This is a genomic window from Streptomyces sp. ICBB 8177 (assembly GCF_003144095.1).
GTDB lineage: Bacteria > Actinomycetota > Actinomycetes > Streptomycetales > Streptomycetaceae > Streptantibioticus_D.
The window spans coordinates 1,559,708-1,576,864 of sequence record NZ_NSKH01000018.1 but is presented as its reverse complement, the minus strand read 5'-3'; the positions used below and the strand labels follow the sequence as shown (position 1 = coordinate 1,576,864).

17 protein-coding genes are annotated in these 17,157 nt (G+C 71.2%); 5 read left to right on the top strand and 12 right to left on the bottom strand.

The features are described from left to right. Positions 1–9 precede the first annotated feature (9 nt). From CK485_RS15555 to CK485_RS15520, 8 genes are all read right to left on the bottom strand, one after another. The gene (locus CK485_RS15555; protein ID WP_109450981.1) at positions 10–345 is read right to left on the bottom strand and encodes a metal-sulfur cluster assembly factor; all 336 of its coding nucleotides are present in this window, start codon (positions 343–345) and stop codon (positions 10–12) included. Then, positions 342–806, bottom strand: coding sequence for a Fe-S cluster assembly sulfur transfer protein SufU (gene sufU, locus CK485_RS15550; RefSeq protein WP_109450978.1), 465 nt, complete (start codon positions 804–806; stop codon positions 342–344). The genes CK485_RS15555 and sufU overlap by 4 nt, the downstream gene beginning before the upstream one ends. Positions 807–817: 11 nt before the next feature. Next, complete coding sequence (locus CK485_RS15545; protein ID WP_199239360.1) at positions 818–2,077, bottom strand: cysteine desulfurase; 1,260 nt, start codon at positions 2,075–2,077, stop codon at positions 818–820. Beyond that, on the bottom strand, positions 2,074–2,838 hold the full coding sequence (gene sufC, locus CK485_RS15540; RefSeq protein ID WP_109450975.1) for a Fe-S cluster assembly ATPase SufC: 765 nt from the start codon (positions 2,836–2,838) through the stop codon (positions 2,074–2,076). Before sufC ends, CK485_RS15545 begins: the two co-directional genes overlap by 4 nt. Before the next feature lie 7 nt (positions 2,839–2,845). Further along, entirely contained in the window at positions 2,846–3,184 is a 339-nt protein-coding gene (locus tag CK485_RS15535; protein ID WP_109450972.1) for a non-heme iron oxygenase ferredoxin subunit, read from the bottom strand. Continuing rightward, positions 3,181–4,359 carry a Fe-S cluster assembly protein SufD gene (sufD, locus tag CK485_RS15530; RefSeq protein ID WP_109450968.1) on the bottom strand — a complete coding sequence of 393 codons (1,179 nt, stop codon included), beginning with the start codon at positions 4,357–4,359 and terminating at the stop codon, positions 3,181–3,183. The genes CK485_RS15535 and sufD overlap by 4 nt, the downstream gene beginning before the upstream one ends. Before the next feature lie 87 nt (positions 4,360–4,446). Next, the gene (gene sufB, locus CK485_RS15525; protein WP_109450965.1) at positions 4,447–5,868 is read right to left on the bottom strand and encodes a Fe-S cluster assembly protein SufB; all 1,422 of its coding nucleotides are present in this window, start codon (positions 5,866–5,868) and stop codon (positions 4,447–4,449) included. Further along, complete coding sequence (locus CK485_RS15520; protein ID WP_109450963.1) at positions 5,865–6,671, bottom strand: ArsR family transcriptional regulator; 807 nt, start codon at positions 6,669–6,671, stop codon at positions 5,865–5,867. Before CK485_RS15520 ends, sufB begins: the two co-directional genes overlap by 4 nt. A gap of 199 nt (positions 6,672–6,870) precedes the next feature. Between CK485_RS15520 and CK485_RS15515 the strand changes: the two genes are divergently transcribed. The 3 genes from CK485_RS15515 (at position 6,871) to CK485_RS15505 (ending at position 9,619) form a co-directional block, all read left to right on the top strand. Continuing rightward, a complete protein-coding gene (locus tag CK485_RS15515) occupies positions 6,871–7,797 on the top strand; it encodes an ABC transporter ATP-binding protein (protein ID WP_109450961.1) in 927 nt (308 codons plus the stop codon). Continuing rightward, complete coding sequence (locus tag CK485_RS15510; protein ID WP_109450958.1) at positions 7,794–8,582, top strand: ABC transporter permease; 789 nt, start codon at positions 7,794–7,796, stop codon at positions 8,580–8,582. Before CK485_RS15515 ends, CK485_RS15510 begins: the two co-directional genes overlap by 4 nt. A gap of 62 nt (positions 8,583–8,644) precedes the next feature. Then, on the top strand, positions 8,645–9,619 hold the full coding sequence (locus tag CK485_RS15505; RefSeq protein ID WP_109450955.1) for a COX15/CtaA family protein: 975 nt from the start codon (positions 8,645–8,647) through the stop codon (positions 9,617–9,619). Here the strand turns inward: CK485_RS15505 and CK485_RS15500 are convergent. From CK485_RS15500 to CK485_RS15485, 4 genes are all read right to left on the bottom strand, one after another. Further along, positions 9,596–10,738, bottom strand: a complete 1,143-nt coding sequence (locus tag CK485_RS15500; protein WP_109450951.1) for an amidohydrolase family protein — start codon at positions 10,736–10,738, stop codon at positions 9,596–9,598. The genes CK485_RS15505 and CK485_RS15500 overlap by 24 nt on opposite strands. Beyond that, the gene (locus tag CK485_RS15495; protein WP_109450948.1) at positions 10,738–12,114 is read right to left on the bottom strand and encodes a glutamine synthetase family protein; all 1,377 of its coding nucleotides are present in this window, start codon (positions 12,112–12,114) and stop codon (positions 10,738–10,740) included. The genes CK485_RS15500 and CK485_RS15495 overlap by 1 nt, the downstream gene beginning before the upstream one ends. Before the next feature lie 64 nt (positions 12,115–12,178). Next, on the bottom strand, positions 12,179–12,559 hold the full coding sequence (locus tag CK485_RS15490; protein ID WP_109450945.1) for a hypothetical protein: 381 nt from the start codon (positions 12,557–12,559) through the stop codon (positions 12,179–12,181). 88 nt (positions 12,560–12,647) lie between these two features. Then, positions 12,648–13,592: a heme o synthase gene (locus CK485_RS15485; RefSeq protein ID WP_199239359.1), complete on the bottom strand. Its 945-nt coding sequence runs from the start codon at positions 13,590–13,592 to the stop codon at positions 12,648–12,650. Between the two features lie 328 nt (positions 13,593–13,920). On the opposite strand from CK485_RS15485, the gene tkt reads away from it, so the two are divergent. Both tkt and tal read left to right on the top strand, forming a co-directional pair. Continuing rightward, positions 13,921–15,999 carry a transketolase gene (gene tkt, locus CK485_RS15480; RefSeq protein WP_109450941.1) on the top strand — a complete coding sequence of 693 codons (2,079 nt, stop codon included), beginning with the start codon at positions 13,921–13,923 and terminating at the stop codon, positions 15,997–15,999. Positions 16,000–16,035: 36 nt separating this feature from the next. Further along, entirely contained in the window at positions 16,036–17,154 is a 1,119-nt protein-coding gene (gene tal, locus CK485_RS15475) for a transaldolase (RefSeq protein ID WP_109450939.1), read from the top strand. Positions 17,155–17,157 lie beyond the last annotated feature (3 nt).

Genomic DNA, 17,157 nt, shown 5'->3' with positions numbered 1-17,157 from the left:
ACCGCGCCGTCAGACGTTGAAGCCCAGGGCGCGTAGCTGTTCCCGGCCCTCGTCCGTGATCTTGTCGGGGCCCCACGGCGGCATCCAGACCCAGTTGATCTTCAGGTCGTTGACGATGCCCTCCGTCGCCGACTTCGCCTGGTCCTCGATGACGTCGGTCAGCGGGCAGGCAGCCGAGGTCAGCGTCATGTCGAGGGTCGCGACGTTGGAGTCGTCGACGTGGATGCCGTAGATCAGCCCGAGGTTGACGACGTCGATGCCCAGTTCGGGGTCGACCACGTCGTACAGCGCCTCGCGGATCTCCTCCTCGGAGGCGGGCGTGGTGGTGGTGACGTTCTCGCTCATGCCGACTCCCGTGCCTCCTTGGCGGACAGCGCCTGCGCGGTCGCGTCCTTCCACGCCATCCAGCTCAGCAGCGCGCACTTCACACGCGCCGGGTACTTCGAGACGCCGGCGAACGCGACCGCGTCCTCCAGCACCTCCTCCATCGCGTCGTCGGGCTCGATCTGGCCCTTGGACTGCATCAGTTCGAGGAACTGCTCCTGGATCCGCCGGGCGTCGGCGAGTTCCTTGCCGACCAGCAGATCGTTGAGCACCGACGCGCTGGCCTGGCTGATGGAGCAGCCCTGGCCCTCGTACGAGACGTCCTCGACGACGTCGCCGGAGATCCTCACCCGAAGGGTGATCTCGTCGCCACACGTCGGGTTGACGTGGTGCACCTCGGCGTCCCCGTCCCGCAAGCCCCGGCCGTGCGGGTGCTTGTAGTGGTCCAGGATGACGTCCTGGTACATCGAATCCAGCTTCACAGGTGCGGCCCCTATCCGAAGAAGTTCCGGACGTGCTCCAGTCCGTCGACCAAGGCGTCCACCTCGGCCGGCGTGGAGTACAGATAGAAGGACGCCCGCGTGGTCGCCGGAATTCCGTACCGCAGGCAGACCGGCCGCGCGCAGTGGTGGCCGACGCGCACCGCGATGCCCTGCTCGTCCAGCACCTGGCCCACGTCGTGCGGGTGGATGTCGCCGAGGGTGAACGAGATCGCCGCGCCGCGGTCCTCGGCCGTGGTGGGGCCGATGATGCGCAGGTCGGGCACCTCGCGCAGCCGCTCGACCGCGTACCGGGTCAGCGCGTGCTCGTGCTCGGCGATCCGGTCCAGGCCGATCGACGTCAGGTAGTCCACGGCCACGCCGAGCCCGATCGCCTGGGCGATCGGCGGGGTGCCGGCCTCGAACTTGTGCGGAGCCGGGGCGTAGGTGGACGAGTGCATCGAGACGGTCTCGATCATTTCGCCGCCGCCCAGGAACGGCGGCAGGTCCTCCAGCAGCTCCTGGCGGCCCCACAGCACGCCGATGCCGGTCGGGCCGCACATCTTGTGGCCGGTGAAGGCCACGAAGTCGGCCTGGAGCGCCTGCACGTCCAGCGGCATGTGCGGCGCGGCCTGCGAGGCGTCGACCACGACCAGCGCGCCGACCTCCTGCGCCCGGCGCACGATCGCCTCGACCGGGTTGACGGTGCCGAGGATGTTGGAGACCAGCACGAACGAGACGACCTTGGTCTTCTCGGTGATGACCTGGTCGATGGCGGACAGGTCGAGCCGTCCGTCGTCGGTCAGGCCGAACCACTTCAGCTTCGCGCCGGTGCGCTGCGCCAGCAGCTGCCACGGCACGATGTTGGAGTGGTGCTCCATCTCCGTGATGACGATCTCGGTGTCGCTGTCCACCCGGTAGGGCTCGTCGGCCCAGCCCAGCATGTTGGCGACGAGGTTGAGGGACTCCGAGGCGTTCTTGGTGAAGATCACCTCGTCGCGGCTGGGCGCGTTGACGAACGCCGCGACCTTGTCCCGGGCGCCCTCGTACGCTGCCGTGGCCTCCTCGGCGAGTACGTGCACGCCGCGGTGGACGTTGGCGTTGTAGCTCTCGTAGTACTCGGTGAGGGCGTCCAGCACCTGGCGGGGCTTCTGCGAGGTCGCCGCGTTGTCCAGGTACACCAGCTTCTTCCCGTCGTGGACCAGCCGGTCCAGCACGGGGAAGTCCTTGCGGATCGCCTCGGTGTCGAGGAGACCGGGCAGCGTCAGAGTCACTCGGATGCGCCGCCCTTCGTGTACGCCTCGTAGCCCTCGTTCTCCAGCTTGTCCGCCAGCTCCGCGCCGCCGGACTCGGCGATGCGGCCCGCGGCGAAGACGTGGACGTAGTCGGGCTTGATGTAGCGCAGGATGCGCGTGTAGTGGGTGATCAGCAGGGTGCCGACGGTGCCGGTCTCGCGAACCCGGTTGACGCCCTCGGAGACGATCCGCAGCGCGTCGACGTCCAGACCGGAGTCGGTCTCGTCGAGGATCGCGATCTTCGGCTTGAGCAGCTCCAGCTGGAGGATCTCGTGGCGCTTCTTCTCACCGCCGGAGAAGCCCTCGTTGACGTTGCGCTCGGCGAAGGAGGGGTCCATCTGGAGCGCCTCCATCGTCTCCTTGACCTCCTTGACCCAGGTGCGCAGCTTGGGTGCCTCGCCGCGCACGGCGGTGGCGGAGGTGCGCAGGAAGTTGGAGACCGAGACGCCGGGCACCTCGACCGGGTACTGCATGGCGAGGAAGACGCCGGCGCGGGCGCGCTCGTCCACGCTCATGGCCAGCACGTCCTCACCGTCGAGGGTGACGGTGCCGCCGGTGACGGTGTACTTGGGGTGGCCGGCCAGCGAGTAGGCCAGGGTGGACTTGCCGGAGCCGTTGGGGCCCATGATGGCGTGGGTCTCGCCCTGCTTCACGGTCAGGTCGACGCCGCGCAGGATCTCGCGGGGGCCGTTCTCCGCCTCGACGGAGACGTGCAGGTCGTGGATCTCAAGCGTTGCCATGGGTGCCTCAGGACTCCTGGGTCACGGAGATGAGCACAGTCGCGTCCGCGCCCTCTCCTTCGATCTTGACGGGGTATACGGGGACGGGCCGCGTGGCGGGCAGCCCGGACGGCTTTCCTGTCCTCAGGTCGAAGCTGGAGCCGTGCAGCCAGCACTCGATCTGGCAGTCCTCCACCTCGCCCTCGGACAGCGAGACGTTGGCGTGCGAGCAGGTGTCGTTGATGGCGAACACCTCGCCCTCGGTGCGCACGACCGAGACGGGCACGCCGTCGATCTCCACGCGCTTGGGGGTGTCGTCCTCCAGCTCGCCCAGCGTGCAGGCGGCGACGAATCCGGGGGCGCTCATCCGACGGAAGCCTCCAGCTCCTGCTCGATCTTGGTGAGAAGACGCTCCTCCAGGTCGGCCAGGCCGATCTGCTGGACGAGTTCGGCGAAGAAGCCGCGCACCACCAGGCGGCGGGCCTCGTCGGCCGGGATGCCGCGGGCCATCAGGTAGAACAGCTGCTCGTCGTCGAACCGGCCGGTCGCCGAGGCGTGTCCGGCGCCGACGATCTCACCGGTCTCGATCTCCAGGTTCGGCACCGAGTCGACCCGGGCGCCGTCGGTGAGCACCAGGTTGCGGTTGAGCTCGTAGGTGTCGGTGCCCTGGGCGACCGCGCGGATCAGCACGTCGCCGATCCACACCGCGTGCGCGTCCTGGCCCTGCAACGCGCCCTTGTAGGCGACGTTGCTGCGGCAGTGCGGGGTGTCGTGGTCGATGAAGAGCCGGTGCTCCTGGTGCTGGCCGTTGTCGGTGAAGTACAGGCCGTACAGTTCGGCCTCGCCGCCGGTACCGCCGTAGACGACCCGCGGGTGCAGCCGGACCAGGTCGCCGCCGAAGGTGACGACCACCGACTTGAAGGTGGCGTCCCGGCCGACCAGCGCGGTGTGCTGGGCGACGTGCACCGCGGTGTCGTCCCAGTCCTGGACGGAGACCACGGTGAGCTTGGCGCCGTCGCCGACGACGAACTCCACGTTGGCCGCCAGCGTCGCGTCACCGGTGTGGTCGATGACCACGACGGCCTCGGCGAACTGGCCGACCTCGACCAGCTGGTGGGCGTAGACCGTGCCGCCCTCGCCGTGCACGCTGATGCGCACCGGCTCGCTCAGCACCGCGTCCTTGGGAACGGTGACGACCGAGGCCTTCTCGAAGGCGCTGTACGCCTGCGCCGCGACCCGGTCGACCGGCTTGCCGGCCCGGCCCAGGCGGGCGTCGCCGCGATCCACGGTCTCGACGGTGACGCCCTCGGGCGCCGCGACCTCGACCCGCAGGCCCCCGGTGGCCTCGGCGGTGCCGTCGTGCAGGCCGCGCAGCCGGTCCAGCGGGGTGAACCGCCACTCCTCCTCGCGCCCGTGCGGCACGGGGAAGTCGGCCACGTCGTAGGACGCGGCCGCGCTCACCCGCGCGTCGGCGGGCTGCGCGCTCTGGCCTACCTGGATGGCACCGTCGGTGGTGCTACCGGCGGGAATGCTTGTCGCCATGGCTGTCGTACAGCTCTCTTTCTGAGGGGCTCGTCGAAGGTCGTCGTCGCGAGTGCGCGCTCGCGCCAGGGTGCGGGCGGCGGCGGGTCAGCCGACCGCGCCTTCCATCTGCAGCTCGATCAGCCGGTTGAGCTCCAGCGCGTACTCCATCGGCAGCTCGCGGGCGATCGGCTCCACGAAGCCGCGCACGATCATCGCCATGGCCTCGAACTCGGTCATGCCGCGGCTCATCAGGTAGAAGAGCTGGTCCTCGCTGACCTTGGAGACGGTCGCCTCGTGGCCCATCGACACGTCGTCCTCGCGGACATCCACGTAGGGGTAGGTGTCGGAGCGGGAGATCGTGTCGACCAGCAGCGCGTCGCACAGCACGTTGGACTTGGAGCCGGGCGAGCCCTCGCCGATCTCGATCAGACCGCGGTACGAGGTGCGGCCGCCGCCCCGGGCCACCGACTTGGAGACGATGTTGGAGGAGGTGTTCGGCGCCATGTGGACCATCTTGGCGCCGGCGTCCTGGTGCTGGCCCTCGCCGGCGAAGGCGATGGACAGCGTCTCGCCCTTGGCGTGCTCGCCCATCAGGTAGACGGCCGGGTACTTCATGGTCACCTTGGAGCCGATGTTGCCGTCGACCCACTCCATGGTGGCGCCCTCGTAGGCGACGGCGCGCTTGGTGACCAGGTTGTAGACGTTGTTCGACCAGTTCTGGATGGTCGTGTAGCGGCAGCGGGCGCCCTTCTTGACGATGATCTCGACGACCGCGGAGTGCAGCGAGTCGGACTTGTAGATCGGCGCCGTGCAGCCCTCGACGTAGTGGACGTACGCGTCCTCGTCCACGATGATCAGGGTCCGCTCGAACTGGCCCATGTTCTCGGTGTTGATCCGGAAGTAGGCCTGCAGCGGGATGTCGACGTGCACGCCCTTCGGCACGTAGATGAACGAACCGCCGGACCACACCGCGGTGTTCAGCGAGGCGAACTTGTTGTCGCCGGCCGGGATGACGGTGCCGAAGTACTCCTTGAACAGCTCCGGGTGCTCCTTGAGCGCCGTGTCGGTGTCCAGGAAGATGACGCCCTGCTTCTCCAGGTCCTCGCGGATCTGGTGGTAGACGACCTCCGACTCATACTGCGCGGCGACACCGGCGACCAGGCGCTGCTTCTCCGCCTCCGGGATGCCCAGCTTGTCGTAGGTGTTCTTGATGTCCTCCGGCAGGTCCTCCCAGGACTCCGCCTGCTTCTCGGTGGACCGCACGAAGTACTTGATGTTGTCGAAGTCGATGCCGCTCAGGTCGGAGCCCCAGGTCGGCATGGGCTTCTTGCCGAAGAGCCGCAGGCCCTTCAGGCGCAGGTTCAGCATCCACTCCGGCTCGGACTTCTTGGCGGAGATGTCGCGGACGACGTCCTCCGACAGGCCGCGCTTGGCGGAGGCGCCCGCCGCGTCGGAGTCGGCCCAGCCGTACTCGTAGGTGCCCAGGCCTTCGAGCTCCGGGTGAGTGGTCTCCGTGGGAGCAGTCATGCGGGGTTCCTCCCGGACTTCGCGGCGGTTTCTGTGGTGGCTTGCTTGGTGGGTCTCGGTACGAACGTCGTGCACACGCCGTCGCCGTGGGCGATGGTGGCCAGACGCTGTACATGCGTCCCGAGCAGGCGGGAGAAGACCTCGGCCTCCGCCTCGCACAGCTGCGGGAACCGCTCGGCGGTGTGCGCCACCGGGCAGTGGTGCTGGCAGAGCTGCTCCCCGGCGGAGGAGGCGTGCGCGCCACGCGTGGTAGCAGCGTACCCGTCCTCGGTCAACGCCTCGGCGAGCGCCCTCGCGCGCTGCTCGGGCGGCAGTGCCTCGATGCGCGGGCGGTACTTCTCCATCTGGGCGGCGACCCGGGCCCGCGCGAACGCGGCGACCGCGGCGTCACCCATCCGGCCGCCGCCCGCGGCCTGCGCGATCCAGCGCAGCGCGTCCTCGGCGAGCTGGTCGTACGCCTGGTAGAAGGCGTCGCGGCCGCAGTCGGTGAGCGCGAAGGCCTTGGCGGGGCGGCCCCGGGAGCGGGATCCGTAGACCCGCTTCTCGCGCGGCTCCACGATGCCCTCGGCGACCAGCGCGTCCAGGTGCCTGCGCACCGCTGCGGGGGTCAGCTCCAGGCGTTCCGCCAGGTCGGCGGCGGTGGACGGGCCGTGGTCGAGGATGGAGCGGGCGACCCGGTTGCGGGTGCCGCGGTGCCCCTCCGCCTCGGCGGCCTGCCCCTCTCCGGGGGTCTCCGCGGGCAGACCCGAAGCGACGGCCGCCTCAGCCGCCGTCTCCCGCGATCCCTCGCCCGCGTATTTCACAACACCATTGTTGCGTAATTCCGCGGCAAGCGACAAGTGACGCCTTGATCGCGTTCCGGTGGCTTCCGTCACGTAAGGTCACCCTTATCGACGCTCCGGACACGGCGTCCCCCTGCACGCGCGTACGGCGCGGCACGGGACCGGGCCGAAGTCCGGGGCGCCTGCCGGGCCCCTGGACGCGCTCCTTAGACTCGGGCCCATGCAGAGCACCCCCGCGGTCGAGGTCGTCGGCCTGGTCAAGCGGTACGGCGGGAAGACGGCGGTCGACGGGCTCGACCTCAGCGTCGCCCGGGGCCGCGTCACCGCGGTCCTGGGGCCCAACGGAGCGGGCAAGACCACCGTCGTCGAGACCTGCGAGGGCTACCGCAGGCCGGACGGCGGCACGGTGCGCGTCCTCGGCCTGGACCCGCTCACCGAGGGCGGCGCGCTGCGCCCGCGCATCGGCGTCATGCTCCAGAACGGCGGCGTCTACCCGGGCGCCCGCGCGGAGGAGATGCTGCGGCACACCGCGAAGCTGCACCGCGACCCGCTCGACCCCGCGATGCTCGTCGAACGCCTCGGCCTCGGCTCCTGCGGGCGCACCCCGTACCGGCGGCTGTCCGGCGGCCAGCAGCAGCGGCTCGCGCTCGCCATGGCCATCGTCGGCAGGCCCGAACTGGTCTTCCTCGACGAGCCGACCGCCGGCCTGGACCCGCAGGCCCGCCGCGCGACCTGGGACCTCGTCTCCGAACTGCGCGCCGACGGCGTCACCGCCGTGCTCACCACCCACTTCATGGACGAGGCCGAGCACCTCGCCGACCACGTGGTGATCGTCGACCGCGGCCGCGTGATCGCCTCCGGCGCGCCCACCGAGCTGTGCCGGGGCGGCGCCGAGGGCACCCTGCGCTTCACCGGCCGCCCGGGCCTCGACCTGGTCTCGCTGCTCAACGCGCTGCCCGCGGACAGCGCCGCGCTCGAACCGACCCCGGGCAGCTACCGCATCGAGGGCAAGGTGGACCCGCAGATGCTGGCCACCGTCACCTCCTGGTGCGCCCAGCACGGCGTGATGCCCGACCGCATCGCGGTCGAACGCCGCACGCTGGAGGACGTCTTCCTGGAACTGACCGGCAAGGAGCTGCGCGGATGAGCGCGACCGGGACCGAAGCGACCACCGGCGTCTTCACGCCCGCGCCGGGCGCCGCGCCACTGCCGCGCATGATCGGCGCGCAGGCCGCGCTGGAGACGCGGATGCTGCTGCGCAACGGCGAGCAGCTGCTGCTGACCGTCGTCATCCCCACCGTGCTGCTGGTGCTCTTCAGCGCCGTCGGAATCGTCGACGTGGGCGGCGGCAAGCGGGTGGACTTCCTCGCGCCGGGCCTGCTGGCGCTCGCGGTGATGTCGACCGCGTTCACCGGGCAGGCCATCGCCACCGGCTTCGAACGCCGCTACGGCGTGCTCAAGCGGCTCGCCGCCTCCCCGCTGCCGCGCTGGGCGCTGATGACCGCCAAGACCTGCTCCGTGCTGGTGACCGAGGTCCTGCAGGTCGTGCTGCTCGCGGTGATCGCGCTGGCCCTGGGCTGGTCGCCGCACGGCGACCCGGCGTCCGTGGTGCTGCTGCTGGTCGCGGGCACCGCCGCGTTCTCCGGGCTGGGGCTGCTGATGGCGGGGACACTGAAGGCCGAGGCCACGCTCGCCGCCGCCAACCTGGTCTTCCTGCTGCTGCTGGTCGGCGGCGGGGTGATCGTGCCGTTGAGCAAGTTCCCGCACGCCGCGCGCGAGGTGCTGGACCTGCTGCCCATCTCGGCCCTGTCCGACGGCCTGCGCGGGGTGCTCCAGCACGGTGCCGGGACGCCGTGGGGCGACCTGGGCGTGCTGGCGGTCTGGGCGGTGCTGGGGCTGGGCGCGGCGGCGCGCTGGTTCCGCTGGGAGTAGGCAGTCGCCTCGGCGGCGACCCCTCGTGAATCCGTGCACAAGCGCTGACCTACGATGACCGGGTGCCGAAAACGCTCAATCCCCTCGCGCTGCTCGCCGACCACTGGCAACCGTCGTCCAAGTGGGTGGAACGGGTCGCGCTGGCCACCGTCGTCATGGCGGTGCTCATCGTGGTGGGCGGGGGCGCGGTCCGGCTCACCGACTCGGGCCTCGGCTGTCCGACCTGGCCGACCTGCACCGCGCAGAGCCTGACGCCCACCAAGGCGATGGGCATCCACGGCGTCATCGAGTTCACCAACCGCATGATCACCGACGTACTGTGCGTGGTGGTCGGCGCCGCGATCCTGACCGCGCGCTCCCGCGCCCCGTGGCGGCGTTCCCTGACCCGGCTGGGCTGGGGGCAGTTCTGGCTGGTCATGGGCAACGCGGTACTCGGCGGCATCGTGGTGCTGACCGGCCTGAACCCGTACCTCGTCGGCTCGCACGACGTGCTGGCGTTCGCGCTGCTGACGGTCGCGCTGCTGATGTGGCAGCGCGCCCGGGAGAGCGACGCGCCCGTCCGGGACCTGGTGCCGCGCCCGGTGCGGCAGCTGACGTGGGTGCTGGCCGCGGCGACCTGCGCACTGGTGCTGGCCGGCCTGGTGACCACCGGCGCGGGCCCGCACGCGGGCGACCCGCGGCAGGTGCACCGCATCCCGATCGACTGGCGTGAGATCACGCAACTGCACGTCGACTTCGTCTACATCGTGGTGGGCCTGACGGTGGCACTGTGGTTCGTGCTGCGCGCGATCGACGCACCCGCGCTGACGCGCCGCCGGGTGGTCGAGCTGTTCGCGGTGCTGATGCTCCAGGGTGCCGTGGGGTATGTCCAGTACTTCACGCACCTGCCGGTCGGCGTGGTCGAGGCGCACATGCTGGGCGCGTGCCTGGTGTGGATCGCGATGGTCCGCGTCGTCCTGGCGATGCGCGAGCGCCCCGAGACGGCGACCGCCGCCGCGGTCCCGCCGCAGGAGTCAGCGGTCGCCGCCGGGGTCTGACAGCCCGTAGACCCGGCGCGCGTTGCCGGAGACCAGCAGGGCCGCCACCCGCTGGGCGTCCGGCGCGGACCAGGCGCCCTCCTCGACCCACTCCCCCAGCAGCCGCTCCAGCGCGCCGGTGAACAGCCGGGCGCCGGTCACGTACAGCTCGGGCAAGCCGTAGGCGTCGGTGGAGAACATCAGCTTGCCGAAGGGCGCCAGCTCCAGCGTCTCGGCGAGCACGGCGGCGGCGCGGGCACCGGTGTGGCCGATCGCGAGCCCGACGTCGGCGTAGACGTGCGGGAAGACGTTGGCCAGGTAGGCGGCCTGACGGTGGTACGGATAGCCGTGCAGGAGCACGAGGTCCGTGCCGAGGCCGTCGGTGGCCTTGACGAAGTCGGTGAGCAGCGCGGGGTCGGCGTGGTCCAGCCTGAGGTCGGGATCGCCGAAACCGGTGTGCAGTTGCAGCGGCAGCCCGGTGGCCACCGCGGTCCACAGCAGGTGGCGCAGCAGCACCGGGTCGTGGAGCCGGCCGCCGGCCTCGCGGGCGCCGAGCCACTCGGCGGCGGCGCGCCGCACCGCGGCCGGTCCTGGCGGTTCCGGCTCCAGGGCGAGGCCGTGGCGGTAGGCGGCGACCGACTTGAAGCCGATCGCCGTGCGCGCCGCGTCGTGCACCGCCTCGGCGAGGGCGGTGACGAAGGGCTCCGGGGCGGGGGCGGCGTCCGCGGTCCGCTCGGCCAGCGTCTCCAGCCGTACGACCTCGTGAGCGCTCGCCCCGGCGGAGGCGGCGAGTTCGGCGGGCCCGGTCAGGTCGCCGGGGATGCCGGTGTCGACCAGGTAGGCGCCGATGCCGGTGCCGCGCAGCAGCAGCCGGGTGCTCTCGTAGGCGCCGATCTCCCGGCGTCTGGCGAGGTAGTGGGCGGGCGGGCAGTGCGGTTCCAGGCCGAGCAGCGGCGGGCACCAGCGGCGCACCGCGAACCCGGTCTGGGTGTCGAAGAACGTGGTGCCCGCGGCGGCGGGCGCGTGCGACTCGGTGAGGTACGGCTCGAAGGAGCCGAGGCCGAGTTCCGCCGTCACGACCCCGTGGCAGTGGTGGTCGACCAGCGGTGGCAGCGGCAGCGCCGCGGGCGGGAGCACCATCAGTAGCGCCACCGGGTGGCGGCGGCCACGGCCTCGGGGTCGCGCCCGTCGAGGCTTTCCGCCTCGGCCCTGCGCACCGCGAGCACGGCGCCGTGCAGGGTCTCCCCGAGCGCCGCCCGCAGCACCTCGCTGGCCGCGAAGCGGTCGGCGGCCTGGGTCAGCGACCTGGGCAGCCGGGGGGTGTCCGGCGCGACCACGGCGGGGTCGCCCTGGACCGGCGCGGGCAGGGTGCGCTTGGCCTCGGCGCCGGCGAGCCCGGCGGCGAGCACGGCACCGGCCAGCAGGTAGGGGTTGGCGGCCGCGTCGAAGCACTTGACCTCGGCGTTGGCGCTGCCGGACTCGTCGGGCGGTCCGGGGATCAGCCGCAGCGCGGCCTCGCGGTTCTCCAGGCCCCAGCAGTGGTACGCGCCCGCCCACACCGACGGCGCCAGGCGCAGGTAGCTGGCGGGCGAGGGGGCGCCCACGGCGAGCAGCGCGGGCAGTTCGTCGAGGATCCCGGCGAGGAACCCTTCCGCGGTCTCGGTGAGCCCCTGCGGTCCGTGCCCGCCGCGGAAGAGGTCCTGCTCGTCCTGGCGCAGGCTCAGGTGCAGGTGGCAGCCGTTGCCGACGCCGCCGGCGACCACGGTGGGCGCGAAGGTGGCGCGCAGCCCGTGCCGCAGGGTGACGGCGCGGATGGTCTCGCGGACGACGAGGAGTTCGTCGGCGGCGCGCAGGGGGTCGGCGGGGGCGGTGGAGACCTCGAACTGGCCCGGGGAGTACTCCGGATGGATCTGGAGCACCTCCAGTTCCTGGTCGCGCAGCGCGGTGACGACGTCGCGCAGGTAGTCGGACAGCTCCACCAGCCGGGTCATGCCGTAGGCGGGTCCGGAGCCCGCGGCGACGGGCGGTTCGTCGTCGCCGGGGCGGCAGACCACCCATTCGGTCTCGTAGCCCATGCGTGGCTCGAAACCGCTGTCGCGCGCGGTGGCGGTCATCCGGCGCAGGAAGTGCCGCGCGCAGCCGGGGTGCGGCGCGCCGGACTGGTCCTGGCGGTCGGCCGGGGCCCAGGCCCAGCCGGGCTGCGCGGCCAGCACCGTGAGGCGGTCGAGGTCGGGGACGAGCCGCAGGTCGCCGTCGGGCCCGCCGCTGAGCGGGGAGGCGGCGATGGCGTCGTCCGAGGTGAAGACGTCGAAGACCGGGGAGGCGCCGACGCCGTGCCGGGCGGCGTGCGCCAGCCGGCCGGTCGGCACGGCCTTGACCCGGGCCACCCCCGAGGTGTCGACCCAGCTGAGGGCGACCGCGTGCACGCCCTCCGCGGTCAGCCGGGCCGCCTCCTGGCGGGCCCGCCGCCGCAGTTCCTCACGTGCCGCGCGCTCTTGTGCCGCCCCCGCGCCCATACGCCACTCCTCGCCTAGCCGTCCACGGTTGTGTGGTCCATGGTGCTAACGGGAGATACGCCTGTCAGGTGTTGGGGGATCCTCCCACCTGAATTCCGGCCATCCTCTTCCACTCGTACGCGCCGGTCCGCACCTTGGCGGCCATCTCGCCGTCGAAGCTGTCGTGGCGGGCGATGCCGGAGGCCTCGACGGCGCGCTCGGCGATCTCGTACGAGGGGGCCACCAGATCGCCCCAGGTGCCGTCGGAGCCGACCAGGACGATGCGGGTGCCGACCTCGCCGACATACGCGATCTGGCCCTCGGCGCTGCCGCCGTGGCTGCCCGCGAAGGCGCCGATCCGCTTGGCGAGCCGGGCGACGCGGCGCTCGGCCCGGGCGTCCGCGCCGGACGCCCCGGACTCGGCGGACTGCTCGGGCTTCGTGGGGGACTGAGGGGTCTCTGCCATGTCCCCGATGCTACTCGCGAGTAACGGCGGGCGGAAGAGCGGCCCGCCCGGCCGGGCCCCGTACGCGGTCACCGCGGGAAGGGCGGCCTCAGCGCAGGAACGGGTCGATCGCGACGGCGACGAACAGCAGCGTCGCGTAGGTGATCGACCAGTGGAACAGCCGCATCTCCTTCAGCTTGGCCCCGACGACCCCGGCCCTGGCGCGGGCCTGCAGCGCGTGCGCCTCCTTGAGCCAGAAGGCCCCGGCGAGCACCGCCACCATCGGGTAGAACCAGCCGGTGGCACCCAGCGGCCACCACAGGGTGAGCGAGACCAGCACCATCACCCAGCTGTAGAGCACGATCTGCCGGGCGACGACCTTGTTGCCCGCGACGACCGGCAGCATCGGCACCCCGACCCGCTCGTAGTCGTCCTTGACCTTCATCGACAGCGGCCAGTAGTGCGGCGGGGTCCAGAAGAAGAGGACCAGGAAGAGCACGAAGGGCGCCCACGCCAGGTCGTCGCGCACGGCCGACCAGCCGATGAGCACCTGCATGCAGCCCGCGATGCCGCCCCACACGATGTTCTGCGCGGTGCGACGTTTGAGGCCCAGCGTGTAGACGAAGACGTAATAGAGGATGGCCGTCAGGGACAGAGCGGCGGACAGCCAGTTGACCAGCAGTCCGAACCACACCGTCGAGACCACCGACAGGGTGATACCGAAGACGAGGCATTCGGTGGGCGAGACCATCCCGGTGACCAGCGGGCGCTGCTCGGTGCGGTGCATGAGCGCGTCGATGTCGCGGTCGATGTACATGTTGAGCGCGTTGGCGCCCCCGGCCGACATGTAGCCGCCGAGCATGGTGGCCACGACGAGCCACAGGTCGGGTACGCCCTTCGCGGCCAGGAACATCACCGGAACCGTGGTGATCAGCAGCAGTTCGATGATGCGCGGCTTGGTCAGCGCCACGAACGCCTTGACACGGGCCCCGAACGGCCGGTGCTTCGGGCTCGCCCCGATGACCCCCGAGGGGCGGGTTTCGACGGCCGTCACGAACACCTCTGGGAGGGAGAAAGACCAGCGAGACCATCCCAGTTGCGACGACCGGGTGAGTCTCAGCGCGTACCACGCCACTCTAGACGTTGCCATCCCGTGGCCTGTCGCGGGGGCCCCTCGTGTTGGCTCCGACAGGCGGAGCGACCCCCGATGACCCAGGCTTGGGGAGGCGGTAACAGAATATGTACCAGGAATGAACAAAGTCGCCCCGGTGTTGCGCCGAACGTAGCCGAACGCCTGCCCGCGCAAGGGTAGGCTCGAAATCGCCCGGTGGGCGTAGGGCCGACCGGCGTTCGATCATTGTGGAGAGGAGCCCTGACCCAGGGTGAGCACGAAGCCGACCACCACAGATCTCGAGTGGACCGATCTGGACAAGCGGGCCGTGGATACTGTCCGGGTTCTGGCCATGGATTCCGTCCAGAAGGTCGGGAACGGCCATCCGGGCACGGCCATGAGCCTGGCGCCCGCCGCCTACCTGCTCTTCCAGAAGCTGATGCGCCACGACCCCTCCGACCCGGACTGGACCGGCCGTGACCGGTTCGTCCTGTCGCCCGGGCACACCAGCCTGACGCTCTACATCCAGCTCTTCCTGTCCGGCTACGGGCTCGAACTCGACGACCTCAAGTCGTTCCGCACCTGGGGCTCGCGGACCCCGGGCCACCCGGAGCACGGCCACACCACCGGCGTCGAGACCACGACAGGACCCCTCGGCCAGGGCATCGCCAACGCGGTCGGCATGGCGATGGCGGCCCGCTACGAGCGCGGCCTGTTCGACCCGGACGCGCCCGAGGGCACCTCGCCGTTCGACCACACCATCTGGGCGATCGTCTCCGACGGCGACATCGAGGAGGGCATCTCCGCCGAGGCCTCCTCGCTCGCCGGCCACCAGAAGCTCGGCAACCTCGTCGCGCTCTACGACGACAACCACATCTCCATCGAGGGCGACACCGAGACCGCCCTGAGCGAGGACGTCGTCAAGCGCTACGAGGCGTACGGCTGGCACGTGCAGCGCATCGACCCGGCGCCGGACGGCGACTTCGACGTCGAGGCGCTGCACAAGGCGCTGCTGGCCGCCAAGGCGGAGACCTCCCGTCCGTCGCTGATCGCCGCGCGCACCATCATCGCCTGGCCCGCCCCGCACGCCCAGAACACCGGTGCCGCGCACGGCGCCGCGCTGGGCGAGGACGAGGTCGCGGCCACCAAGAAGGTGCTGGGCTTCGACCCGGACAAGCACTTCGCCGTCGAGGACGCGGTGCTGGCACACGCCCGCGAGGTCGCCGACCGCGGCCGCGAGGCGCACGCCGAATGGACCAAGAAGTTCGAGGAGTGGCGGGCCAACAACCCGCAGCGCGCCGCCGACTTCGACCGGATCAGCGCCGGCGAGCTGCCGGACGGCTGGGAGAAGGCGCTGCCGGTCTTCGAGGAGGGCAAGGCGGTCGCCACCCGCAAGGCCTCCGGCGAGGTGCTCGCCGCGCTCGGCGCGATCGTTCCGGAGCTGTGGGGAGGCTCGGCCGACCTGGCCGGCTCCAACAACACCACGATCGACAAGAACTCCTCGTTCCTGCCGGAGGGCAACCCGCTGCCCGGCGCCTCCCCGTACGGCCGCACGGTGCACTGGGGCATCCGCGAGCACGCCATGGGCTCGACCATGAACGGCATCGCGCTGCACGGCAACACCCGCATCTACGGCGGCACGTTCCTGGTCTTCTCCGACTACATGCGCCCGGCGGTGCGCCTGGCCGCGCTGATGCAGCTGCCGGTCACCTACGTGTGGACGCACGACTCCATCGGCCTGGGCGAGGACGGACCGACGCACCAGCCGGTCGAGCACCTGTCCGCGCTGCGCGCCATCCCGGGCCTGAACGTGGTCCGCCCGGCCGACGCCAACGAGACCGCGATCGTCTGGCACGAGATCATGCGCCGCCACACCGCCAAGCCCGCCCCGCACGGCCTGGCGCTCACCCGGCAGAACGTGCCGACCTACGCGCCCGACCCGCTGGCCGCCAAGGGCGGTTACGTCCGGGCCGAGGCCGAGGGCGGCCAGCCGCAGGTGATCGTCATCGCCACGGGTTCCGAGGTCGAGATCGCCCTCGCCGCCCGCGATACCCTCCAGGCCGACGGCGTGCCGACCCGCGTGGTCTCGATGCCGTCCGTGGAGTGGTTCGAGGAGCAGGACCAGGCCTACCGCGACCACGTGCTGCCGCCCAACGTCAAGGCCCGGGTCGCCGTGGAGGCCGGTGTGGGCCTGACCTGGCACCGCTTCGTCGGCGACGCGGGACGCATCGTGAGCCTGGAGCACTTCGGCGCCTCCGCCGACTACAAGGTGCTCTACCGCGAGTTCGGGCTGACCCCCGAGGCCGTCGTGGGCGCCGCGCGCGAGTCGATCGCCGCCGCGAACCGCTGATCAGCTCACCGTAACTTTCGAGGAGATGTACATCCCATGACAGACGCACTCAAGCGCCTCTCCGACGAAGGCGTCGCGATCTGGCTCGACGACCTGTCGCGCAAGCGGATCACCTCCGGCAACCTCGCCGAGCTGATCGACTCCAGCCACGTGGTCGGCGTCACCACCAACCCGACCATCTTCCAGAAGGCCATCTCCGGCGACCCGGCCTACGACGAGCAGGTCGGCGACCTCGCGGTGCGCAGGGTCACCGTCGAGGAGGCGGTGCGCATGATCACCACCTCGGACGTGCGGGACGCGGCCGACGTGCTGCGCCCGGTCTTCGACGCCACCGGCGGCCAGGACGGCCGGGTCTCCATCGAGGTCGACCCGCGTCTGGCGCACAACACGGCGGCGACCGTGGCCGAGGCCAAGCAGCTGGCGTGGCTGGTGGACCGGCCCAACACCTTCATCAAGATCCCGGCGACCGAGGCGGGCCTGCCGGCCATCGCCGATGTCATCGGCCGGGGCATCAGCGTCAACGTCACGCTGATCTTCTCCCTCGACCGGTACCGCGCCGTGATGGACGCGTACCTGACCGGTCTGGAGAAGGCGAAGGCCGCGGGGCTCGACCTGTCGCAGATCCGTTCGGTCGCCTCGTTCTTCGTCTCCCGCGTCGACACCGAGATCGACAAGCGGCTGGACAAGATCGGCGGGGAGGAGGCCAAGGGTCTCAAGGGCAAGGCCGCCGTGGCCAACGCCCGCCTCGCCTACCAGGCGTACGAGGAGGTCTTCTCCTCCGACCGCTGGGCGGCCCTGGAGAAGGCCGGCGCCCACAAGCAGCGTCCGCTGTGGGCCTCGACCGGCGTGAAGGACCCGGCCTACCCCGACACCCTCTACGTCACCGAACTGGTCGCGCCGAACACCGTCAACACCATGCCGGAGGCCACTCTCAAGGCCACCGGCGACCACGGTGAGGTCACCGGCGACACCATCACCGGCAACTACGCCGACGCCCGCGGCGTCCTCGACGCCCTCGCGGGTGTGGGCGTCGACTACGACGACGTGGTCAAGGTGCTGGAGGAGGAGGGCGTGGAGAAGTTCGAGGCGTCCTGGAACGACCTGCTCAAGTCCACCGAGGCCGAGCTCAAGCGCCTCGCTCCCTCGGAGGCCTGACCA